The following is a 16,355-nucleotide window of genomic DNA, read 5'->3' on the forward strand; positions in this document are numbered from 1 at the left end:
TAAATTTTTTGGTATGGTGATGAATATGGCCGATGAATTGGAAACGAGGGAAAAAAGGATTTTAGAATTTCTACTGAAAGGCCCCAAAACCGCACAGGATTTGGCCAAAGAACTTTCGGTATCCCGGAGGACAATTTTGAGGGATTTGCCGTCGCTGGAAGAAAAGCTTAAAAAAAGAGGGCTTTTTCTTGAAAGAAAGGCCGGCAAGGGTATCAAGTTAAGAGGACCCGATAGTGCTATCGAAAACCTGTCAAAAGAGCTTTCTAAAAAAACGCTTTCTGAAGACAGGCTTCCCGCAAAAGAAAGGCAGATACTTGTGCTTTTAAACCTTATTGAAAAAAAGGGGATAGAAAAATTATACACCTTTGCAAGAGAACTCAGGGTAACGGAAGCGACTATAAGTTACGACTTAGACCAATTAGAAGGGATACTGGGGAAATACGAGCTTAAAATAATTAGAAAACCTGGGCTGGGAGTTTTCTTAGAGGGGGAGGAGAAAAATAAAAGGGCACTCCTGGCAGATCTGATTTACGAACAGTTTAACGAGTCCGAGTTAATCGAGCTTTTAAAATCCAGGTTCGGGGAAAGAAATGCACCAGAAGAAGATTCCGGGGACATAATAGACGAAGTGAAGTTGAGGCTTTTAAAGTTTATTGAAAAAGATTTGATAAATGATATTGAAGAAGTTCTAAGGGAAATTACTGAGGAATTCGACATAAAACTGGCGGACAGTGCTTTTGCGGGGCTTTTGGTGCATATCGTCCTATCCGTGGCACGGCTGAAAAAGGGCGAAAAAATTACGATGGAAAAGAACGTCCTGGCAACCCTGGAAATGACCCGGGAATTCCAGATAGCAAGATCTCTTGGGAAAAGGATGGAGGAAAAGGGGATTTTCCAAATTCCCGAGGAAGAACTCGGATATATAACCATGCACCTTCTGGGGGCAAAAATCAGAGAAAGAGAAGGATTTGACGAAATTTTCTACTTTATCAATGATGACGAAGCGTTGAAAATGGCGGAGGAAATTTTTATAAATGCCGGTAAGGTCCTTCAAAAGGAAATTAATAAAGACAATAAGGCTGTTAAAGACCTTGCCCTGCACCTGAAACCCGCAATTGCAAGGTTGAGGCTAAAGATGGATATAAGAAACCCCTTACTTTTTCAGCTAAAAGAAAAGTACAGCGATTTGATGGAAATCTGTAAAAGAGCTGTTGAACCTCTGGAGAACAGGCTTTTAATTAAATTTCCTGAATCGGAAATAGGATTTATTGCAATGCATGTGGGAGCTGCTGTGGAGAGGATGAAAAGGGACAAAAAATACAGCGTTATACTCGTCTGCCCCACCGGCATAGGAAGCTCTAAAATGCTTTACAGCAGAGTGGAAAAAGAACTTCCGCATTTAAAGGTCCTGGATGCGGTCTCCCTTCTCGAATTAGACGGGGCATTGGCGAAATACCCGGGAGTGGATCTTGTAATATCTACAATACCGATTGAATTACCCCGGGTAAAAACGATAAGCGTTTCCCCCCTTCTCACAAAAAACGAAGTGGAGAAAATAAATACCCTCTTAAATGAAATAGAAAACCATTCAGCAGAAACCGAAAATGCCGAAGAAAATTCGGACTATCCCAAGGAAGAATTAAAAGATGCGATATTCAATCTGATAGAAAAAATGGTTTTTATCAAGGAAATAGCAAAGAAAAATATAGAAGGATTAATGGATGAGGTGATTAAATATTTTAATGACGTCGTAGTAGACGGGAACCTATTGAAGGAAGATTTAAAAAGGAGAATGGAGCTGAGCGGCTGCGGAGTTCCTGGAACGGGGGTATACCTGCTGCACGCCAAATCCCGTTCGGTAAGGGAGCCGTTGTTTGGAGTTTTTGGAACAAAGGAAAAAATGTTTTTAAAAAACATGGATGGACAAAAGGAAGGTTACCGGGACTTTGTCCTGATGCTTTTACCGACGGAGGGTTATAAAAAAACCGCGGAAGTTTTTGCAAGGATAAGCGTTTTAATACTGGAGGATAAGGAATTTTTAACAGCATTAAAAGGGCAGAACGAATCGCTGTTTATAAAAATACTGTTAAAGAAGCTTAAATAGGAGGTTTTAGGTGCAAATGGTATTCGGTTTTTTAAAGAAAAACAATACTCAAAATAAAAACGGAGAAATAATAAAAGAAAGTATGATAGTGGTGGATGCAAAGGTAAGGGATAAATTTGAAGCAATAAAAATGGCGGGAGAAATCCTGGTAAAGGAAGGATATGTGGAACCTGAATATATTGATGCAATGTTTGAAAGGGAAAGGATGCTCTCCACCTATATAGGCAATTTCATAGCCATACCTCACGGTGTGGGAGAGTCAAAAAAATACATTAAAAAAACCGGATTATCGGTTATTCACGTGTCCGATGGAGTAGACTTTGGAGATAATAATATAGTTTATCTTGTCATTGGCATAGCTGCCCTTGGAGATGAACATTTAAACATCCTGGCCAACATAGCCACCCTTTTTGAAAACGAAGAAAAGGTAAAGAAATTAATTCAAAATCCATCCAGGAAAGAAATTTTCGATTTTCTAAACGGGAGGATCTGACATGAAAAAGGCGGTTCATTTTGGAGCCGGGAACATCGGAAGGGGATTTATCGGTTTTTTGCTTTCCCGGTCGGGTTTCGAGGTTACCTTTGTTGATGTGGATAGGGAACTCGTGGATTATTTGAATAAACACGGCAGGTACAGTGTGGTGGAAAAGTACGGAGAAAAAGAAACGGTTATCCCCGTGGAGGGGGTAAAAGCGGTAGTTTTTGAAGAGGAAGGGGAAATCATAAAAAAAATTTCTGAAGCCGATATTATTACCACATCCGTAGGGCCAAAGGTACTGGAAGTAATTGCAGGAGTGATCAAAAAAGGGCTTCTTAAAAGAGAAAAAGAAAACCTTGAGCCTGTAAATGTAATTGCGTGCGAAAACCTCATCAGGGCATCTACCCATTTAAAAGAATATATGTTGAGGGATTCGGATAAACAGGAACGAGAAATAATATCAAAAATTGCAGGGTTTCCCGACGCTGCGGTAGACAGGATAGTTCCTCCCCAGGAAAGGGATTATTCTAAGGTGTTAGTGGAGCCTTATTTCGAATGGACTGTGGAAAAGCCGGGTTTCAAAGGTAAAATTCTTGAAATAAAGGGCATCACCTGGGTGGAGGACCTTGAACCCTATATCGAAAGAAAAATTTTTATATTAAATGCCGGCCACGCGGTCTGCGCTTATTTAGGATATCTAAAAGGTTACAGAACCATAGAGGAATCCCTGCAGGATCCCGATATTTTAAATACCGTAACCGGTGCCATGAGAGAGGCGGCTTTTTATCTTTCAAAAAAATTCGCTTTCGAAGGCCTGGAAGAATATATTAAAAAGACCTTAGACAGATTTAAGAACAAAGCGTTAAAAGATAGAGTGGAAAGGGTAGGAAGGGAGCCCTTGAGAAAACTTTCTATTAATGAAAGATTGGTAAGACCGGCCAAGGAAGTCGCCGATTTAGGAGCAAAACCGGTAAACCTTGCAAAAGGAATAGCTGCAGCCCTCCTCTTTGACTACCCGGAAGACAAAGAAGCTTTGAGACTTAAGGAAATGCTAAAAAATCAGGGGATGGAATACGTTTTAAATTATGTTTTAGGTTTATCGAGGGAGGATGCAGATCTAATCCGTCTTATAATGGAAAATTATAATAATCTTTTGGGCGAAAGAAAATCATAAAATAGGGGACTTTATTAATAGCCCCTATTTTATTTTTGCACTTTTATATTGACGGCGAAAATTTATAATAGTATAATTAAATTAAATCAGGAGGTGAAAATAATGGTAAATATTATAATAGATGAAAGGGCTAAAAAATACTTGGAAGAAAAGGGACTTTCCGAGGTCACCGTAAAGCTGGAAAAAATCGGCGGAGGATGAGCGGGCTGCAGATATATACCTGCCGTGTATGCGGGTTCGCCTGCCGATGCCTCTAATTACGATGTATACGAAGCGGATGGAGTAAAAGTTTATGTAAGTCCCTTTATAGACGTAAGCAGGGGTTTAAAGATTTATCTTTCGGGCTTCAGCCTGTTTAAAGGCCTTGCCGTTGCCCCCGCTTATTAAAGAATCAGATTTTCCTGTGGGATTTATAAAGTTCGATAAAGCGCAGAATAAAGCTCAATTCTTCAGGGGTACAGTCGGCCACCATTTCCAGAACCGATTTTACCTTTGGATCTAAAAAAAGCTCTTTTAATGCCGGGTTCATTATTTTAAAGATATTTTCAGCACCATCGTCGTCGGTTACGAAAAAACACGGGGTTACGGATAAGGCCTGAGCTAATTTCTCTAAGGTTTTAATGGAAGGTTCTACCTTTCCGTTTTCTAACTGTCCTATCAGGGCGGGAGAAACCCCGGCTTTTTTAGCCAGTTCTACCTGGGTAAGCCCCCTTTCGGTCCTCAATTTTTTAAGTTTTGCACCCATATTGGCACTGTTATTCAGTAACTCTTCAGGTTTTATATCGAGGAATTTCGTAAGGCCGGTAAGGGTGGAAAGGGAAGGTAGGACATTTCCTTTCTCTATCTGACATAAATAGGAGGCGGAAATACCGGCTAATTCAGCGAGTTTTTCCAGGGATAAATTTTTCCTTTGCCTGAGAAGATGAATTTTTTCTCCTATGGATAAGGGCTTTTCGGGGGTACTATCTTCACCCGTGTTAAAAAAGGCTTCGACGGATACGTTTAAAGCATCGGCAAGTTTTTGAACAACTTCTAAAGACGGTTTCTTTTTACCCGTTTCTATTTCGCTCAAATAGGAAACCGAAAGCCCTGTTTTTTCAGCAAGTTCTTTTAAGGATAATTTTCTGTTTTTTCTAAGCTGACGTATTAAAGAGCCTTCCATGCCCATTCTCCTTCAATTTTGAAAATACTTTAACAAAATTATAGTATAAATATAGTGAATGGTCAAAGGGAAAGAATTGTTTACTTTTTAAAATTTAAGGGGCATAATAAAGTTAAGAAAATATAAATTTAAAGGAGGAACTATGATGAAACCCGTAAATGTTACCGATGCCAATTTCCAGGCTGAGGTTTTAAACTCTGATTTACCCGTGCTTGTAGATTTCTGGGCTGCATGGTGCGGACCCTGCCGTATGATGGGTCCGGTAATTGACGAGATAGCTGGTGAATACGAAGGTAAATTAAAAGTCTGCAAGATGAACGTGGATGAAAATCCTAATACCCCGACAAAATACGGTATTATGAGCATTCCCACCCTTATACTTTTCAAGGATGGGGCACCCGTTAAAAAGCTCATCGGCTTCAGGCCTAAAAACGATATAATCGCGGAATTGGGGATATAAAAAGACCGCAAAAAGCGGTCTTTTTTTTGTGGAGTTTTTCAGGGTAAATTTTTGAAAAAAGCAGTTTAATAAATCAAGTATGATATAATTTATTATAAGTTATTTCAGATAATTAAAAGAAGGTGATACTATGCCGGTTTCCCTTACTTTTTACGATGGTGCGGGATGTATTGGGGGTAATAAAATACTTTTGGAAAACGGCAACGATGCCGTATTTTTTGATTTTGGAACTAATTTTGGGGCGGAGGGTAAGTTTTTCGACGAATTCCTTGCACCGAGAGCATCCTTCGGCCTGTACGACCTTCTTTGCCTTGATATTCTTCCACCGCTCAAAGGGATTTACAGAAAGGACATGGAATACCCCGGAATCTGGGAAAAATTTTCGTCCCATGGGTATTTCAGACATTTAACCCTAAGGGGAGTAATACTTTCCCACGCCCACTACGACCATTGCGGACATTTTTCCTATATAAGCGAGGATATCCCGGTAATTACGGGGCTTTCCAGCGCGCTTATATGTAAAGCCCTTCAGGATACGGGCGGAGGAAACAGACTTCAGGAGATCTGCTATATTAACCCCAGGGAATTAAAAGATGGACTTTTGCAAACGGGACATTATAAGGTCACTCCCTACAGGCAAAGAAAGTTCCTTATAACCGACCGAGAAGATATTCCAGATAAGGCCTGTGAATTCTGGGAAAAGGTGGATAGTTCCAGGAGTTTACATTGCTGCTCGCTGGAAAGCGTGAATAATAGCAAGGGGATAAAGGGTTTAAAGATAATTTCCTGGCCGGTAGACCACTCCGTACCGGGAGCTTCTGCTTATGCCATCGAAACTTCGGAGGGCTGGGTGGTCTACACCGGAGATTTAAGGCTTCACGGGAAAAACGGGGGACTTACCCGGAAATTTTTCAGTGAAGCGGCGAAGCTAAATCCCGCAGTTCTTATATGCGAGGGGACCCACCCGGGCACGGTAAATCCTGTGACGGAAGAACAGGTGGCGCAAAACTGTTTTGATGCGGTTAAGAAGGCGAAAGGATTAGTGGTAGCCGACTTTGGCCCCAGAAATGTGGAGAGGCTTTTATCCTTCCTTTCCATTGCTAAGGAAACAAAAAGAAAGCTGGTATTGACTTCGAAAGATATATATCTTCTTGAGGCTTTAAATTGTGCGGATGAACCGGAGATTCCGAATCCTTTAGCGGAGGATTTAATTCTTCTTTATGATAGGCCAAAAACCCGGCGGGATAAATGGGAAGAGGCTTTATATGATAGATTTGATTCTTCAAAGATAATAGATGCGGAGGGTATCAAGCAAAATCCCAAGGATTACATACTTTGCTTTTCCTATTACGATTTTCATGCCTTTTTGGATATAGAGCCACAGGGAGGAACCTATATATACTCATCCAGCGAGGCCTATGATGAAGAAATGCTTATAGACCACAACAGAATAAAAAATTGGATTGAATATTTCGGCTTTGCATTATACGGAAGCCTCGGCAGGGACAGGGAAAAATCGGGTTTTCACGCCAGCGGCCATATTCACGGCCCGGGAATTGAAGAAATGGTGGAGACCATAAAGCCCCGGGTTTTAATTCCTATTCACACCCAGGATAAAGAATTCTTTAGACGGTTTGAAGGGAAATGTCAGGTATTATGGCCGGAAAGAAGTAAGACTATAAAATTATATCAATAGTTTATTCATTTGATTTATAAATGACTCGAAATCCTTTAAATTATATTTTATTATTTTATAAACCTCTTTATCATCTACTTCATCATAAAAATGAACTATACGATTTCTAAACTTAGCCATTAATTTGTATGTATCGGCTTCTTTTTTTTCTATTATTCCATTTTTATAAAGTATTTCAAAAGTATCAACGTAAGTTTTTGGGATACCAAGTCCTTTTCGAGATATAATGTGGTTTCCTATATCTATCATCGCTTCGATAGCTGTCTGCAAATTATATTTCGCGGAATCGAAGTATCTAAAATCAGACGTGAATTCCTCTTGTGGAAGTTGAGCAAGGGTCTTTAATTTTAAGAGATTTTTTTGAATTAATTGAATTTTATCCAATATCTTTTTTTTATCTATTGCCTCCATATTTGATTCTCAACCCTTCCTTTAAGTCTTCATAAAATTTTTTTAAGGTTATCCCGTAGTCACCGTAGATTTTAAATACTTTTTCTTTAAAATCTGAAAGAAGTATTTCGTCGCTACAGTAAAGAAGGTTACCTGTATACAACACTTCATGGCAAATATCAATGGGTGCTGTATTTAAATTTATCACATCGATATTATCACGTTCAAAAAAGCGGCTTAACTGGCATTCGATTTCGAGTTCATTATAAAGAGTAGGATTGTTTTTATATAATATTGCAAGATCAATATCGCTGTTAGGTTGTTCATAATCCGTACCGAAGGAGCCAAAGAGAAAAACTGCCACAATATTTTTATTGGTTTTGAAGTAATTATTTAATTTTAATATTTGCGAATTAATTTTACTCAGATTTCTTTTCATAACAAACCACCGCTAATTAGTTTATGTTTTTATTATAACACAATTAAATAAATTATGAATAAAATTATGAAAATAGGGAAGTTAAAGGGATAGTGGATATTATAAATTTTGTATTAAATACCCCAAAAGTAGTATCTGTATGATTATAATTACAGGAATTCCCAGGGTAAAACTTGAATGCCTGGTTTTATGATTAAAAAAATACATTCCTAAATATACGCCTATGCTTCCGCCCAAAAGGGCTAAGGTAAAAAAGGTCTTTTCCGGGATTCTGGATTTTCTCTTTTTAGCCTTTCTTTTATCTACAAACATTAATAATAATGAAACGATGTTTATGATTATTAGATAATATATAAAAAATTTCATTTTTTAAACCTCACTAAATCGGAGTTATTATTGCTTTTTATTATATCATAAATATTTTATTGTATGACTTTTTATATTGTAACTGCAAAATTTGACAATGCTTTTTAAAAGCATTATATTTTTTATAGAATGTAAATGCAAATCATTTGCAAAAAGGAGGCGGAAACTTAAAAAATGTACAGAAATAGCAGTATTCTCTCTGCATCAAGAAAACTATTATTTATTATTTTAATTATATCCTTAGTTTTTCCTTTGATGGGTTGCCAAAATAAAAAGGCCAAAGTAGATGAGAATAATATTGTGGTATATACCTCCATTTATCCCTTATTCGATTTTGCAAAAAAGATAGGACAGGATTACATAGTTGTAGAAAATATTACACCTGCGGGGGTTGAGCCTCACGAATTTGAGCCTTCATTGAGCAAAATTTCAAAAATATACGAGGGCAATGCCTTTATATATCTGGGCGGGTCTATGGATCCGTGGGCGGAAAGAATTGCGGGAGAGCTCGTTAAGAGGAATATACCGGTTTTAAAAGCAGGAGAAGATTTGATAGAAGGAAATGACCCTCATATATGGCTCTCACCGAAAAAATCGATGCAAATGGCAAAAAAGGTTTACGACTTGTTGGCCAAGGTCGATGGAAAGAACAAAGATGTATATGAAAAAAATTATAATCGTTTAATTGAAGAACTCAAAAAATTGGATGAAGAGTATAAAAAAGAATTGACCTCAAAAAGGCTAAGAGACTTTGTGGTATCCCATGCGGCATTCGGCTATTTGGCAAAGGAATATGGATTAAATCAGGTATCCATTAAAGGACTTTCCCCTCAGGAAGAGCCGTCTTTAAAACACATCAAAAATTTGGCGGATTTTTGCAGGGAAAGGGGAATAAAATACATCCTTGTTGAAAGTTCTGAAACTCCCAAGGAAGCTCAGGCTTTAGCGAAGGAAGCGAATTTAAAGATACTGACTTTAAACCCCATAGAGGGCCTGTCGGAGCAGGAAGAAAAGACCGAGGATTATTTCAGCTTGATGAGAAAAAATTTAGAGGTTTTGAAGGAAGCTTTGAAATAGAAATAAATCTTGTATTCTGGGGGAATTTTATATGTCTACTCCCATTCTGGAGCTAATAGATGTCAGCTTTTCCTATAACGGGAATCCGGTGCTGGAAAATGTAAATCTCAAAGTAGAGAAAGGAGATTTTTTAGCCCTGATAGGCCCTAATGGGGCTGCAAAAACCACGCTGATGAAAATAATGGTGGGGCTTTTAACTCCAAAACACGGCAGGGTATTAATTTTCGGTGAAAATATAAGGGAATTTAAAAAATGGGACAAGATAGGGTATATTCCTCAATTAACCGGGGAAATAAATACGGGTTTTCCGGCTACCGTGTGGGAAATAGTCGATTCGAATTATTATAACGGTTTTTTAAAAGGATTTATAAATAAGGACAGGAGGGAAAAATCGGTAAAACAGGCCCTTGAAAAAGTGGGAATAGATAAGCTTTCTCAAAAAATGCTTAAAGAACTATCCGGAGGAGAAAAACAGAAGGTATTTTTGGCCAGGGCCCTTGTGAAAAATCCAGAAATCCTATTTCTCGATGAGCCTACCAGTGCCATGGATGCCCCTTCCCGGGAAGATTTTTATAATCTCCTTACCGACTTGAATAAAAATTTGGGGATTACCGTGATCATAGTTACCCACGATATCGGTTTTGCCTGTGAAAAAGCTACGAAAATAGGCTGTGTAAAGGGGAAAAGGGTATTCATTCACGAAAATGTAGGGGAAGTAACGGAAGGTCATATTGCAGGTTTAATGGGGTATAAAATTGCTGCTAGTGATATTCATAAGGAGTGAAAGGCATGGATTTTTTAAGTATTTCTTTTATCAACAGGGCCTTTGCGGCAGGCGTATTGACATCCATATTAATTTCTACGGTAGGGGTCTTTGTGGTTTTAAGACGAATGTCAATGGTAGGGGATAGCCTTTCCCACGCTTCCTTGGCGGGAGTGGCTTTCGGAATGCTTTTTGGCATTTATCCTTTTTACGGCGCTCTGGTCTTTACTGTAATTGCGGCAATTCTAATAGAAATTCTGCGGAAAGCTTTTAAAAAATATTCGGAAGTGGCGCTGGCCGTAGTAATGTCCGCCGGAATAGGGCTTGCGGTGGTCATGATAAGTTTGGGGAAGTCCTTTAACAGAGATCTTTTTTCCTATCTTTTTGGAAGCCTTATCGCGGTTAGCGAAACAGACATAAAAATAATGGGCTTTCTGGGATTGGCGGTGATAACTTCTATAATTGCTTTGAATAGAGAGCTTTTTGCGGTGACCTTTGACGAGGAGTCGGCGAAAATTTCCGGAATACCGGTAAATCTAATCAATTTATATCTATCCCTCGTTACCGCTTTGTCGGTAGCCCTATCGGTTAGAATCGTGGGGACTCTGCTGGTTTCCGCGTTAATGGTAATACCCACTGCCGTAAGCCTGCAGGTCTCAAAAAGCTTCAAAATGGTTTTTATTATTTCAAACCTGGTAGCACTTTTTTCGGTTATTCTGGGTATCATTATTTCTTACTATTTTGACCTCGCGCCGGGCGGCACTATAGTATTGATATCCTCTTTTATCCTTGCCATTGCTCTTTTAATTAAGGGGGTCAGGAGCGGATGGGATTGATCTCATCGGAAGAAATAATAAAAAACGCCGGACTTAAGGTTACCGAAAAACGAAGGGCAATAATAGATACCCTCCTCAAGTCCGGCAATATGCTCTCAGCAAAAAAAATATATGAAAAGGTTAAAAAGGACTATCCGGATATAAATTTTTCTACGGTTTACAGGAATTTAAACCTCCTGGCAAAAAAAGGCATATTATGCTTTGTTTTATCCGAAAATAAAAGCATGATATTCAGCGTAAAGCTTACCGAGGAGCATCACCACCACGTTGTATGCAAAAATTGCGGGACTTCGGTGGCAATAAATTACTGTCCCATGAAGTTCATAGAAAAGGAACTGGAAAATTTCGGATTTTCTGCTATGGAGCACAACTTTATAATATACGGTATATGCCCCGACTGTAAATCTAAAGGGTAATATCTTTACCAAGTCCCAGCTCCAAAGCCTTTTCGTAGATTTTAGCTGCGGTTACCACATCCTGAACGGCCAATCCTACGGACTTGAACATGGTAATTTCGTTTTCGGAAGTTCTGCCGGAAAGTTCTCCGGTCAGCAATTTTCCAATTTCGCCGGTTATTTTTTCTTTATTTATAACTCCTTTGTTTATGGGTATAATAAGGTCCCCGGCCTCGGCCATGCAGGCTTCCAGCGAATCCACATATATTTTATCCGCTTTTAATACGGCTTCTTCGGGGATTTCCTGCATTTCGGGGGTGTAGGCTCCTATTCCGTTTATGTGTACGCCTTTTTTAATTAAATTTCCGTTGAACACCGGTTTTTTGGACGTGGTGGCGGTGGTAATAATATCTACTTCGGGAAGTACATCGTCCGCATTTTCCACTGCGGTTATTTTTGCATTGTAATCCTTGAAAGTTTCGTTCATTTTTTCGGCAAACTGTTTTGCTCTGTTAAAATCAATATCAAAGACGTATACCTCTTCAAGCTTTCTAACACAGAGCAGTGCCCAAAGCTGGGTTTCTGCCTGCCCGCCCGTGCCGAACAGAAGGGCTTTTTTGGCATCCTTTCTTGCCAGGATTTCCGTGGCTGCACCGGAAGCCGCACCCGTTCTAAGCCTGGTAAGATATGTACCGTCCATTATCGCATTGACAATACCTGTTGAGCCGTCAACCAAAATCATGGTTGCGGGTACTGCCGGCAGGCCTTTTTTAACATTTTCCGGGTATACGGAAACTACCTTTACTCCGGCAAAATCAACACCTTCTACGTAAGAAGGCATAAAAAGTATTTGTCCATTATGCTTTTTTACGGTAATGTTGGTCCTCAAGGGCACAATGCTGTTGCCCCGGGCTAAGGTAATATAGGCTTTTTTCACAGCTTCAATGGCTTCTTTCATAGAGAGCACCTTTTTCATTTCTTCAGCACTTATAATAAGCACGTAACTCAGCTCCTTATACAATATAATTATTTAATAAAGAGATTAGTATTATTAGAAATTTTTATAATCTACAGGACTTTTAAAAAAAGTGAGACCTAATTATTTAGGTTGTGGATTGTCTCCCATGTTTAGTGCAGATTTAACTATATCAAGGTGTTCTTCCATACCTTCACTCGCAGATACAGGATCACCTTCTTTAATTGCCTTAATAATTTTTTCAAACTGTCTTATGGTTATTTCGCAGGTATACGGTAACGTCTTCATAAAAGCTATAGCTTGCCCTGAAACCCTTTGTATAAGCAAATTAATTAATTCTGTTAGTAAAGAATTTTTACATGAACCGGATAAAGTAAGGTGAAATTGTAAATCATAATCGAAAAAAAGATTTAAATTATTTTTATCAACCTTTTTCATTTCCTTAATTAGTTCTTCCAGTTCGGATATATCATCGTCCGTAGCCCTTTCAGCAGCCAGTCGTGCTGCTGTTACCTCAAGTATTCTTCGGACTTCCATAAGTTCAAACATAGAAGCGCGTTCGATCATCTGACCCCATGTTAGCGAATTTAGTATCATAATGGCATCTTTGTTCAAAAACCTTCCAATACCCGGTCTTGTTTCTATAAGTCCCAAATGCTCTAAAGACTGAAGCGCTTCTCTCACAGAAGATCGCCCAACACCAAATGCTTCGCATAATTCCATCTCGGTTGGAACTTTTTCGCCCGGTTTTAACACCCCCTTTTTTATCAAAGAACGTATTTCATCTGCAATAGTTTCAGTAATTTTACTGGGTCTTTTAATCTTATTAATGTTTTTAATCATACTCAAACACCTCATTTTTCTTGCAACCATTATAAACTAAAAATATCATTTTATACAAAAAATTCTGTTCTGCAGTACTAAAATCAAAATTTTTCAATTATATATACTCTTTCCTTTTATTATACCTAAAAAAAATACTACAATACAAATGGTCTCTTTGATGTTTAATTTCTTTATTGTATACGTCTGGAGACCATTTTTATAATAAATGGTCTCCAGACGGGCATCTATAATTGTAACTTTTTTATACCCATTTTTCCATATCTAACATTCCTTCGGATTTTGCTACAATACAGGTTCCAACCATATCTCCCGTAACATTGCACATCGTTCTACCCATATCGAGAATCACATCAATTCCAAGCACTAAAGCAAAGGCTCCTGCAACCACAGTTCCCGGTTCAACGTTAAGGCCTACCATATTCATAACTGCTAATAATACCACCGGACCGGAACCGGCAATACCGGCAGTTCCCATAGTACCTATTGTAACAACAAGAATAACTATTAACTTTTGAATAGCAGTAAGATGAATTCCCGCCGCGAAAGCTACAAAAAATACAGAAATAATCTGATAATAAGCTTCTCCGTCTAAATTAATTTGCGACCCAAGAGGGAGGGTAAAACTACCGATATTTCTCGATACCCCCAAGTTTTCTTCTGCAACTTTTAATGTAAGTGGCAAAGTTGCACTGCTACTTCTTGTAGCAAAAGCCATAAGCATAGCGTCTTTTGCTTTTGCGATAAATTTGGCATAACTTAACTTAGCTAATATCGTGAACAGCAAACCGTATACAATTAATAATTGAAAAGCATAACCTATATAGCATGTTAAAACTAATTTAGCAACAGACCCAATTACCTTTGTACCTTCTTGTGCGAATAGCACGGAAATTAGGGCAAAAACACCTATTGGAGAATATTCAAGAACACCTTTTGTAATGCTGAACATTAATTCAGCTGTGCCCTGACAGAATTTATAAACAGTTAATACTGCTTCCCTTATTGTATCGTCTTTTGCATCTCTTAAAAATGAAATAGCAATACCAAAAATGACAGCAAATACCAAAACTTGTAAGTAAGCTCCATTTGCAAACGATGCCGCTACGTTATCAGGCACCATGTTTAAAAGCACGCTACTGACAGAAGGGGTTTGCACTGCAGCGCCTTCGGCTGCGGTGCCGCTTAAAGATAGGCCAAGACCAGGCTTAAATATCTGGGAAAATAAAAGTCCAAAGGTAGCTGCAAAAACGGTGGTTGAAACATAATACAATAAAATTTTCCCTGCGACTCTTCCGATTTTTGATGCAGGCATACCGCCTACACCGGTTACAATTGCAGAAAATATAAGAGGAAGTATGATCATTTTTAGTAATTTAATCATCAAAGTGCCTAAGGGTTCTATTACAGCTATTTTTGGGCCAACTATTAGACCAACAATGGCACCTATAATAAGTGCTATTAGAATTCTCCACACAAGAGGTGTACCAAAATACCAGCCAAGAAATCTTTTTTGCTTTTCTACCATTTTTTTGCCTCCTTTTTCACAAGAATTTTTTCAGCACATTGGCAACAAAATTCTTTTTACCCTGTCTAACTTTATCACCCCTTTTCTGCGCGTTTTTTTAGAGCGTTATATATTTTTTTCGAAGTTTCTGTTGTTGATAGACCTCCGAGGCCGGTGCAACGCAACTCGGGGGGCAACATCCTCCCAACTTCATCCATAGCCACCAGCGTCTCTTCTAAAGGGATAACCTTATCATACCCTGCCAAGGCCATATTGGCACAAGCTATAGCGTTTGCGCCTGCCATAATGTTTTTCCCCAGGCAGGGCACTTCCACCCTTTCCGCAACAGGATCGCAAATCAAACCCAAAATGTTTTGCAATGCCATGGATGCTGCATCAACACACTGCTGTGCACTCCCGCCGAGTAATTGTACAAGGCCGGCAGCAGCCATACCCGAGGCAGCACCGCACTCTACCTGGCAACCGCCCACTTCTGCGGCAAAACCAGATTTTTCTGCAATAAAAACGCCAATCATCCCTGCAGCAAGCATGGCCTTAACAACATCATCAATACTAAACCCCATCTCTGTAGCCACACCTATAATCGTGCCCGGCAAGACACCACACGATCCCGCAGTTGGGGCCGCTACGATTACCCCCATAGAGCTTTTAACTTCCATCATTGATGTGATATAAGCTATTACCGTATTAAAAATCCCGGGGATTAATTTATTTTCTTTCTTACATTTTTCGATCATCCAAGCCTGGGGGCCAAGAATCCTGTCTTCATATGAAGTGCCTTTTAGCCCGGCTTCAATAGATGATTTCATTAAAATTACTATTTCCTTCATCTTGTCAAAAACCTCTTGTTTGGGTATATTACCTCTGGCACTCTCATACATTAGAGCAAGTTCCCACAATTGCAAATTTCCTTCTAATGCTACCTGCAACATTTCTCCAATGTTTCTAAAAGGAACATTACAATTTTTTCTGGATATAATTGGTAGAACGGGAATAAGCTGTATTAAATTTTCAACCTGCTCAAAACTTTCGATTTGCTTTATTACTTTGTCCGGTAGCTGACAGCTGGTTTTTACATTTATCAGTCCTCGCTGCCTATTTGTCAGGCAATTACAAAAATCAAAATCCCCTATAAGTGCTTTGATTGCGTCAGCTTTTTGTTTAAGAATATCCTCGTCTATTTTATTTAAAAATATTAAAGTTTCGTAAAAATCACCGGAAATTTCAACTTCAAATCCATCTATTTCTTGAACCTCAATCATACCACCGCCAATAGAAATAGCAGTTAGCCGCTTAATCTCATTGTCATTGCTAATAACTGTTATTCGATATGTATTGGGGTGTTTTGCGGGATAGTCAACAATTTTAAAACTAACAACAATACCTTGTTTTTCGGCTAACTTGAGTGAATCAGTCAAACGGTCATCTTCCGGTCCAAAACCCAAAAGCCCGCCAACAAAACCGATATCTGAGCCATGTCCGTGGTATGTAGTTGCCAGGGACCCTTTTGTATCAAACTCAACAATAACTTCTTTGAGCTTTCCCTTAACCATCTGTTTAACCAGGTTGCCAATTCTTAGTGCTGCGGCTACATGCGAACTTGAAGGGCCTCGCATAATTGGACCAATTACATCATTAAAAATACTGGCAGGTTGCTTAAGCATTTGT

The 16,355-nt window shown here is 38.9% G+C and carries 18 protein-coding genes; 10 read left to right on the forward strand and 8 right to left on the reverse strand.

The annotated features are described in order from the left end of the window. The first annotated feature begins 25 nt into the window (after window positions 1-25). The 4 genes from ATZ99_RS02940 to ATZ99_RS12180 all read left to right on the forward strand — a co-directional run bounded on the left by ATZ99_RS02940 (window position 26) and on the right by ATZ99_RS12180 (window position 4,143). Window positions 26-2,104 carry a PRD domain-containing protein gene (locus tag ATZ99_RS02940; protein ID WP_068747752.1) on the forward strand — a complete coding sequence of 693 codons (2,079 nt, stop codon included), beginning with the start codon at window positions 26-28 and terminating at the stop codon, window positions 2,102-2,104. Between the two features lie 16 nt (window positions 2,105-2,120). Then, window positions 2,121-2,597, forward strand: coding sequence for a PTS mannitol transporter subunit IIA (locus ATZ99_RS02945; protein ID WP_083947319.1), 477 nt, complete (start codon window positions 2,121-2,123; stop codon window positions 2,595-2,597). 1 nt (window position 2,598) lies between these two features. Then, on the forward strand, window positions 2,599-3,756 hold the full coding sequence (locus ATZ99_RS02950) for a mannitol-1-phosphate 5-dehydrogenase (RefSeq protein WP_068747753.1): 1,158 nt from the start codon (window positions 2,599-2,601) through the stop codon (window positions 3,754-3,756). Between the two features lie 102 nt (window positions 3,757-3,858). Further along, complete coding sequence (locus ATZ99_RS12180; RefSeq protein WP_281178154.1) at window positions 3,859-4,143, forward strand: CC/Se motif family (seleno)protein; 285 nt, start codon at window positions 3,859-3,861, stop codon at window positions 4,141-4,143. Between the two features lie 4 nt (window positions 4,144-4,147). Here the strand turns inward: ATZ99_RS12180 and ATZ99_RS02955 are convergent, their stop codons facing one another. Further along, the gene (locus ATZ99_RS02955) at window positions 4,148-4,918 is read right to left on the reverse strand and encodes a helix-turn-helix domain-containing protein (RefSeq protein ID WP_068747754.1); all 771 of its coding nucleotides are present in this window, start codon (window positions 4,916-4,918) and stop codon (window positions 4,148-4,150) included. Window positions 4,919-5,063: 145 nt separating this feature from the next. On the opposite strand from ATZ99_RS02955, the gene trxA reads away from it, so the two are divergent. Further along, window positions 5,064-5,378 (forward strand): thioredoxin, encoded by a 315-nt coding sequence (gene trxA / locus ATZ99_RS02960; RefSeq protein WP_068747755.1) that lies wholly within the window; start codon window positions 5,064-5,066, stop codon window positions 5,376-5,378. Window positions 5,379-5,508: 130 nt separating this feature from the next. After that, the gene (locus ATZ99_RS02965) at window positions 5,509-7,074 is read left to right on the forward strand and encodes an MBL fold metallo-hydrolase (RefSeq protein ID WP_068747756.1); all 1,566 of its coding nucleotides are present in this window, start codon (window positions 5,509-5,511) and stop codon (window positions 7,072-7,074) included. Here ATZ99_RS02965 and hepT read toward each other — a convergent pair. From hepT to ATZ99_RS02980, 3 genes are all read right to left on the reverse strand, one after another. Then, window positions 7,063-7,485: a type VII toxin-antitoxin system HepT family RNase toxin gene (hepT, locus tag ATZ99_RS02970; protein WP_068747757.1), complete on the reverse strand. Its 423-nt coding sequence runs from the start codon at window positions 7,483-7,485 to the stop codon at window positions 7,063-7,065. The genes ATZ99_RS02965 and hepT overlap by 12 nt on opposite strands. Continuing rightward, on the reverse strand, window positions 7,469-7,903 hold the full coding sequence (gene mntA / locus ATZ99_RS02975) for a type VII toxin-antitoxin system MntA family adenylyltransferase antitoxin (protein WP_068747758.1): 435 nt from the start codon (window positions 7,901-7,903) through the stop codon (window positions 7,469-7,471). The genes hepT and mntA overlap by 17 nt, the downstream gene beginning before the upstream one ends. 99 nt (window positions 7,904-8,002) lie before the next feature. After that, window positions 8,003-8,269, reverse strand: a complete 267-nt coding sequence (locus ATZ99_RS02980; RefSeq protein ID WP_068747759.1) for a DUF1294 domain-containing protein — start codon at window positions 8,267-8,269, stop codon at window positions 8,003-8,005. Between the two features lie 174 nt (window positions 8,270-8,443). Here ATZ99_RS02980 and ATZ99_RS02985 point away from each other — a divergent pair, with 174 nt between their 5' ends. From ATZ99_RS02985 to ATZ99_RS03000, 4 genes are read left to right on the forward strand one after another with little or no spacing between them, the layout of a single operon-like run. After that, on the forward strand, window positions 8,444-9,346 hold the full coding sequence (locus ATZ99_RS02985; RefSeq protein WP_068747760.1) for a metal ABC transporter substrate-binding protein: 903 nt from the start codon (window positions 8,444-8,446) through the stop codon (window positions 9,344-9,346). A gap of 31 nt (window positions 9,347-9,377) precedes the next feature. Further along, window positions 9,378-10,130 (forward strand): metal ABC transporter ATP-binding protein, encoded by a 753-nt coding sequence (locus ATZ99_RS02990; protein WP_068747761.1) that lies wholly within the window; start codon window positions 9,378-9,380, stop codon window positions 10,128-10,130. 5 nt (window positions 10,131-10,135) lie between these two features. Continuing rightward, entirely contained in the window at window positions 10,136-10,945 is an 810-nt protein-coding gene (locus ATZ99_RS02995) for a metal ABC transporter permease (RefSeq protein WP_068747762.1), read from the forward strand. After that, window positions 10,936-11,361, forward strand: a complete 426-nt coding sequence (locus ATZ99_RS03000; protein ID WP_068747763.1) for a Fur family transcriptional regulator — start codon at window positions 10,936-10,938, stop codon at window positions 11,359-11,361. Before ATZ99_RS02995 ends, ATZ99_RS03000 begins: the two co-directional genes overlap by 10 nt. Here the strand turns inward: ATZ99_RS03000 and ATZ99_RS03005 are convergent. The 4 genes from ATZ99_RS03005 to ATZ99_RS03020 form a co-directional block, all read right to left on the reverse strand. Further along, complete coding sequence (locus ATZ99_RS03005; protein WP_068747764.1) at window positions 11,351-12,340, reverse strand: ornithine cyclodeaminase family protein; 990 nt, start codon at window positions 12,338-12,340, stop codon at window positions 11,351-11,353. The genes ATZ99_RS03000 and ATZ99_RS03005 overlap by 11 nt on opposite strands. Window positions 12,341-12,439: 99 nt before the next feature. Next, entirely contained in the window at window positions 12,440-13,159 is a 720-nt protein-coding gene (locus ATZ99_RS03010; protein WP_068747765.1) for a FadR/GntR family transcriptional regulator, read from the reverse strand. Between the two features lie 244 nt (window positions 13,160-13,403). After that, on the reverse strand, window positions 13,404-14,687 hold the full coding sequence (locus ATZ99_RS03015) for a dicarboxylate/amino acid:cation symporter (protein WP_068747766.1): 1,284 nt from the start codon (window positions 14,685-14,687) through the stop codon (window positions 13,404-13,406). A gap of 74 nt (window positions 14,688-14,761) precedes the next feature. Then, entirely contained in the window at window positions 14,762-16,351 is a 1,590-nt protein-coding gene (locus ATZ99_RS03020; RefSeq protein WP_068747767.1) for an L-serine ammonia-lyase, iron-sulfur-dependent, subunit alpha, read from the reverse strand. Window positions 16,352-16,355 lie beyond the last annotated feature (4 nt).

Source organism: Thermovenabulum gondwanense (genome assembly GCF_001601575.1).
Taxonomy (GTDB): Bacteria; Bacillota; Thermosediminibacteria; order Thermosediminibacterales; family Thermosediminibacteraceae; genus Thermovenabulum; species Thermovenabulum gondwanense.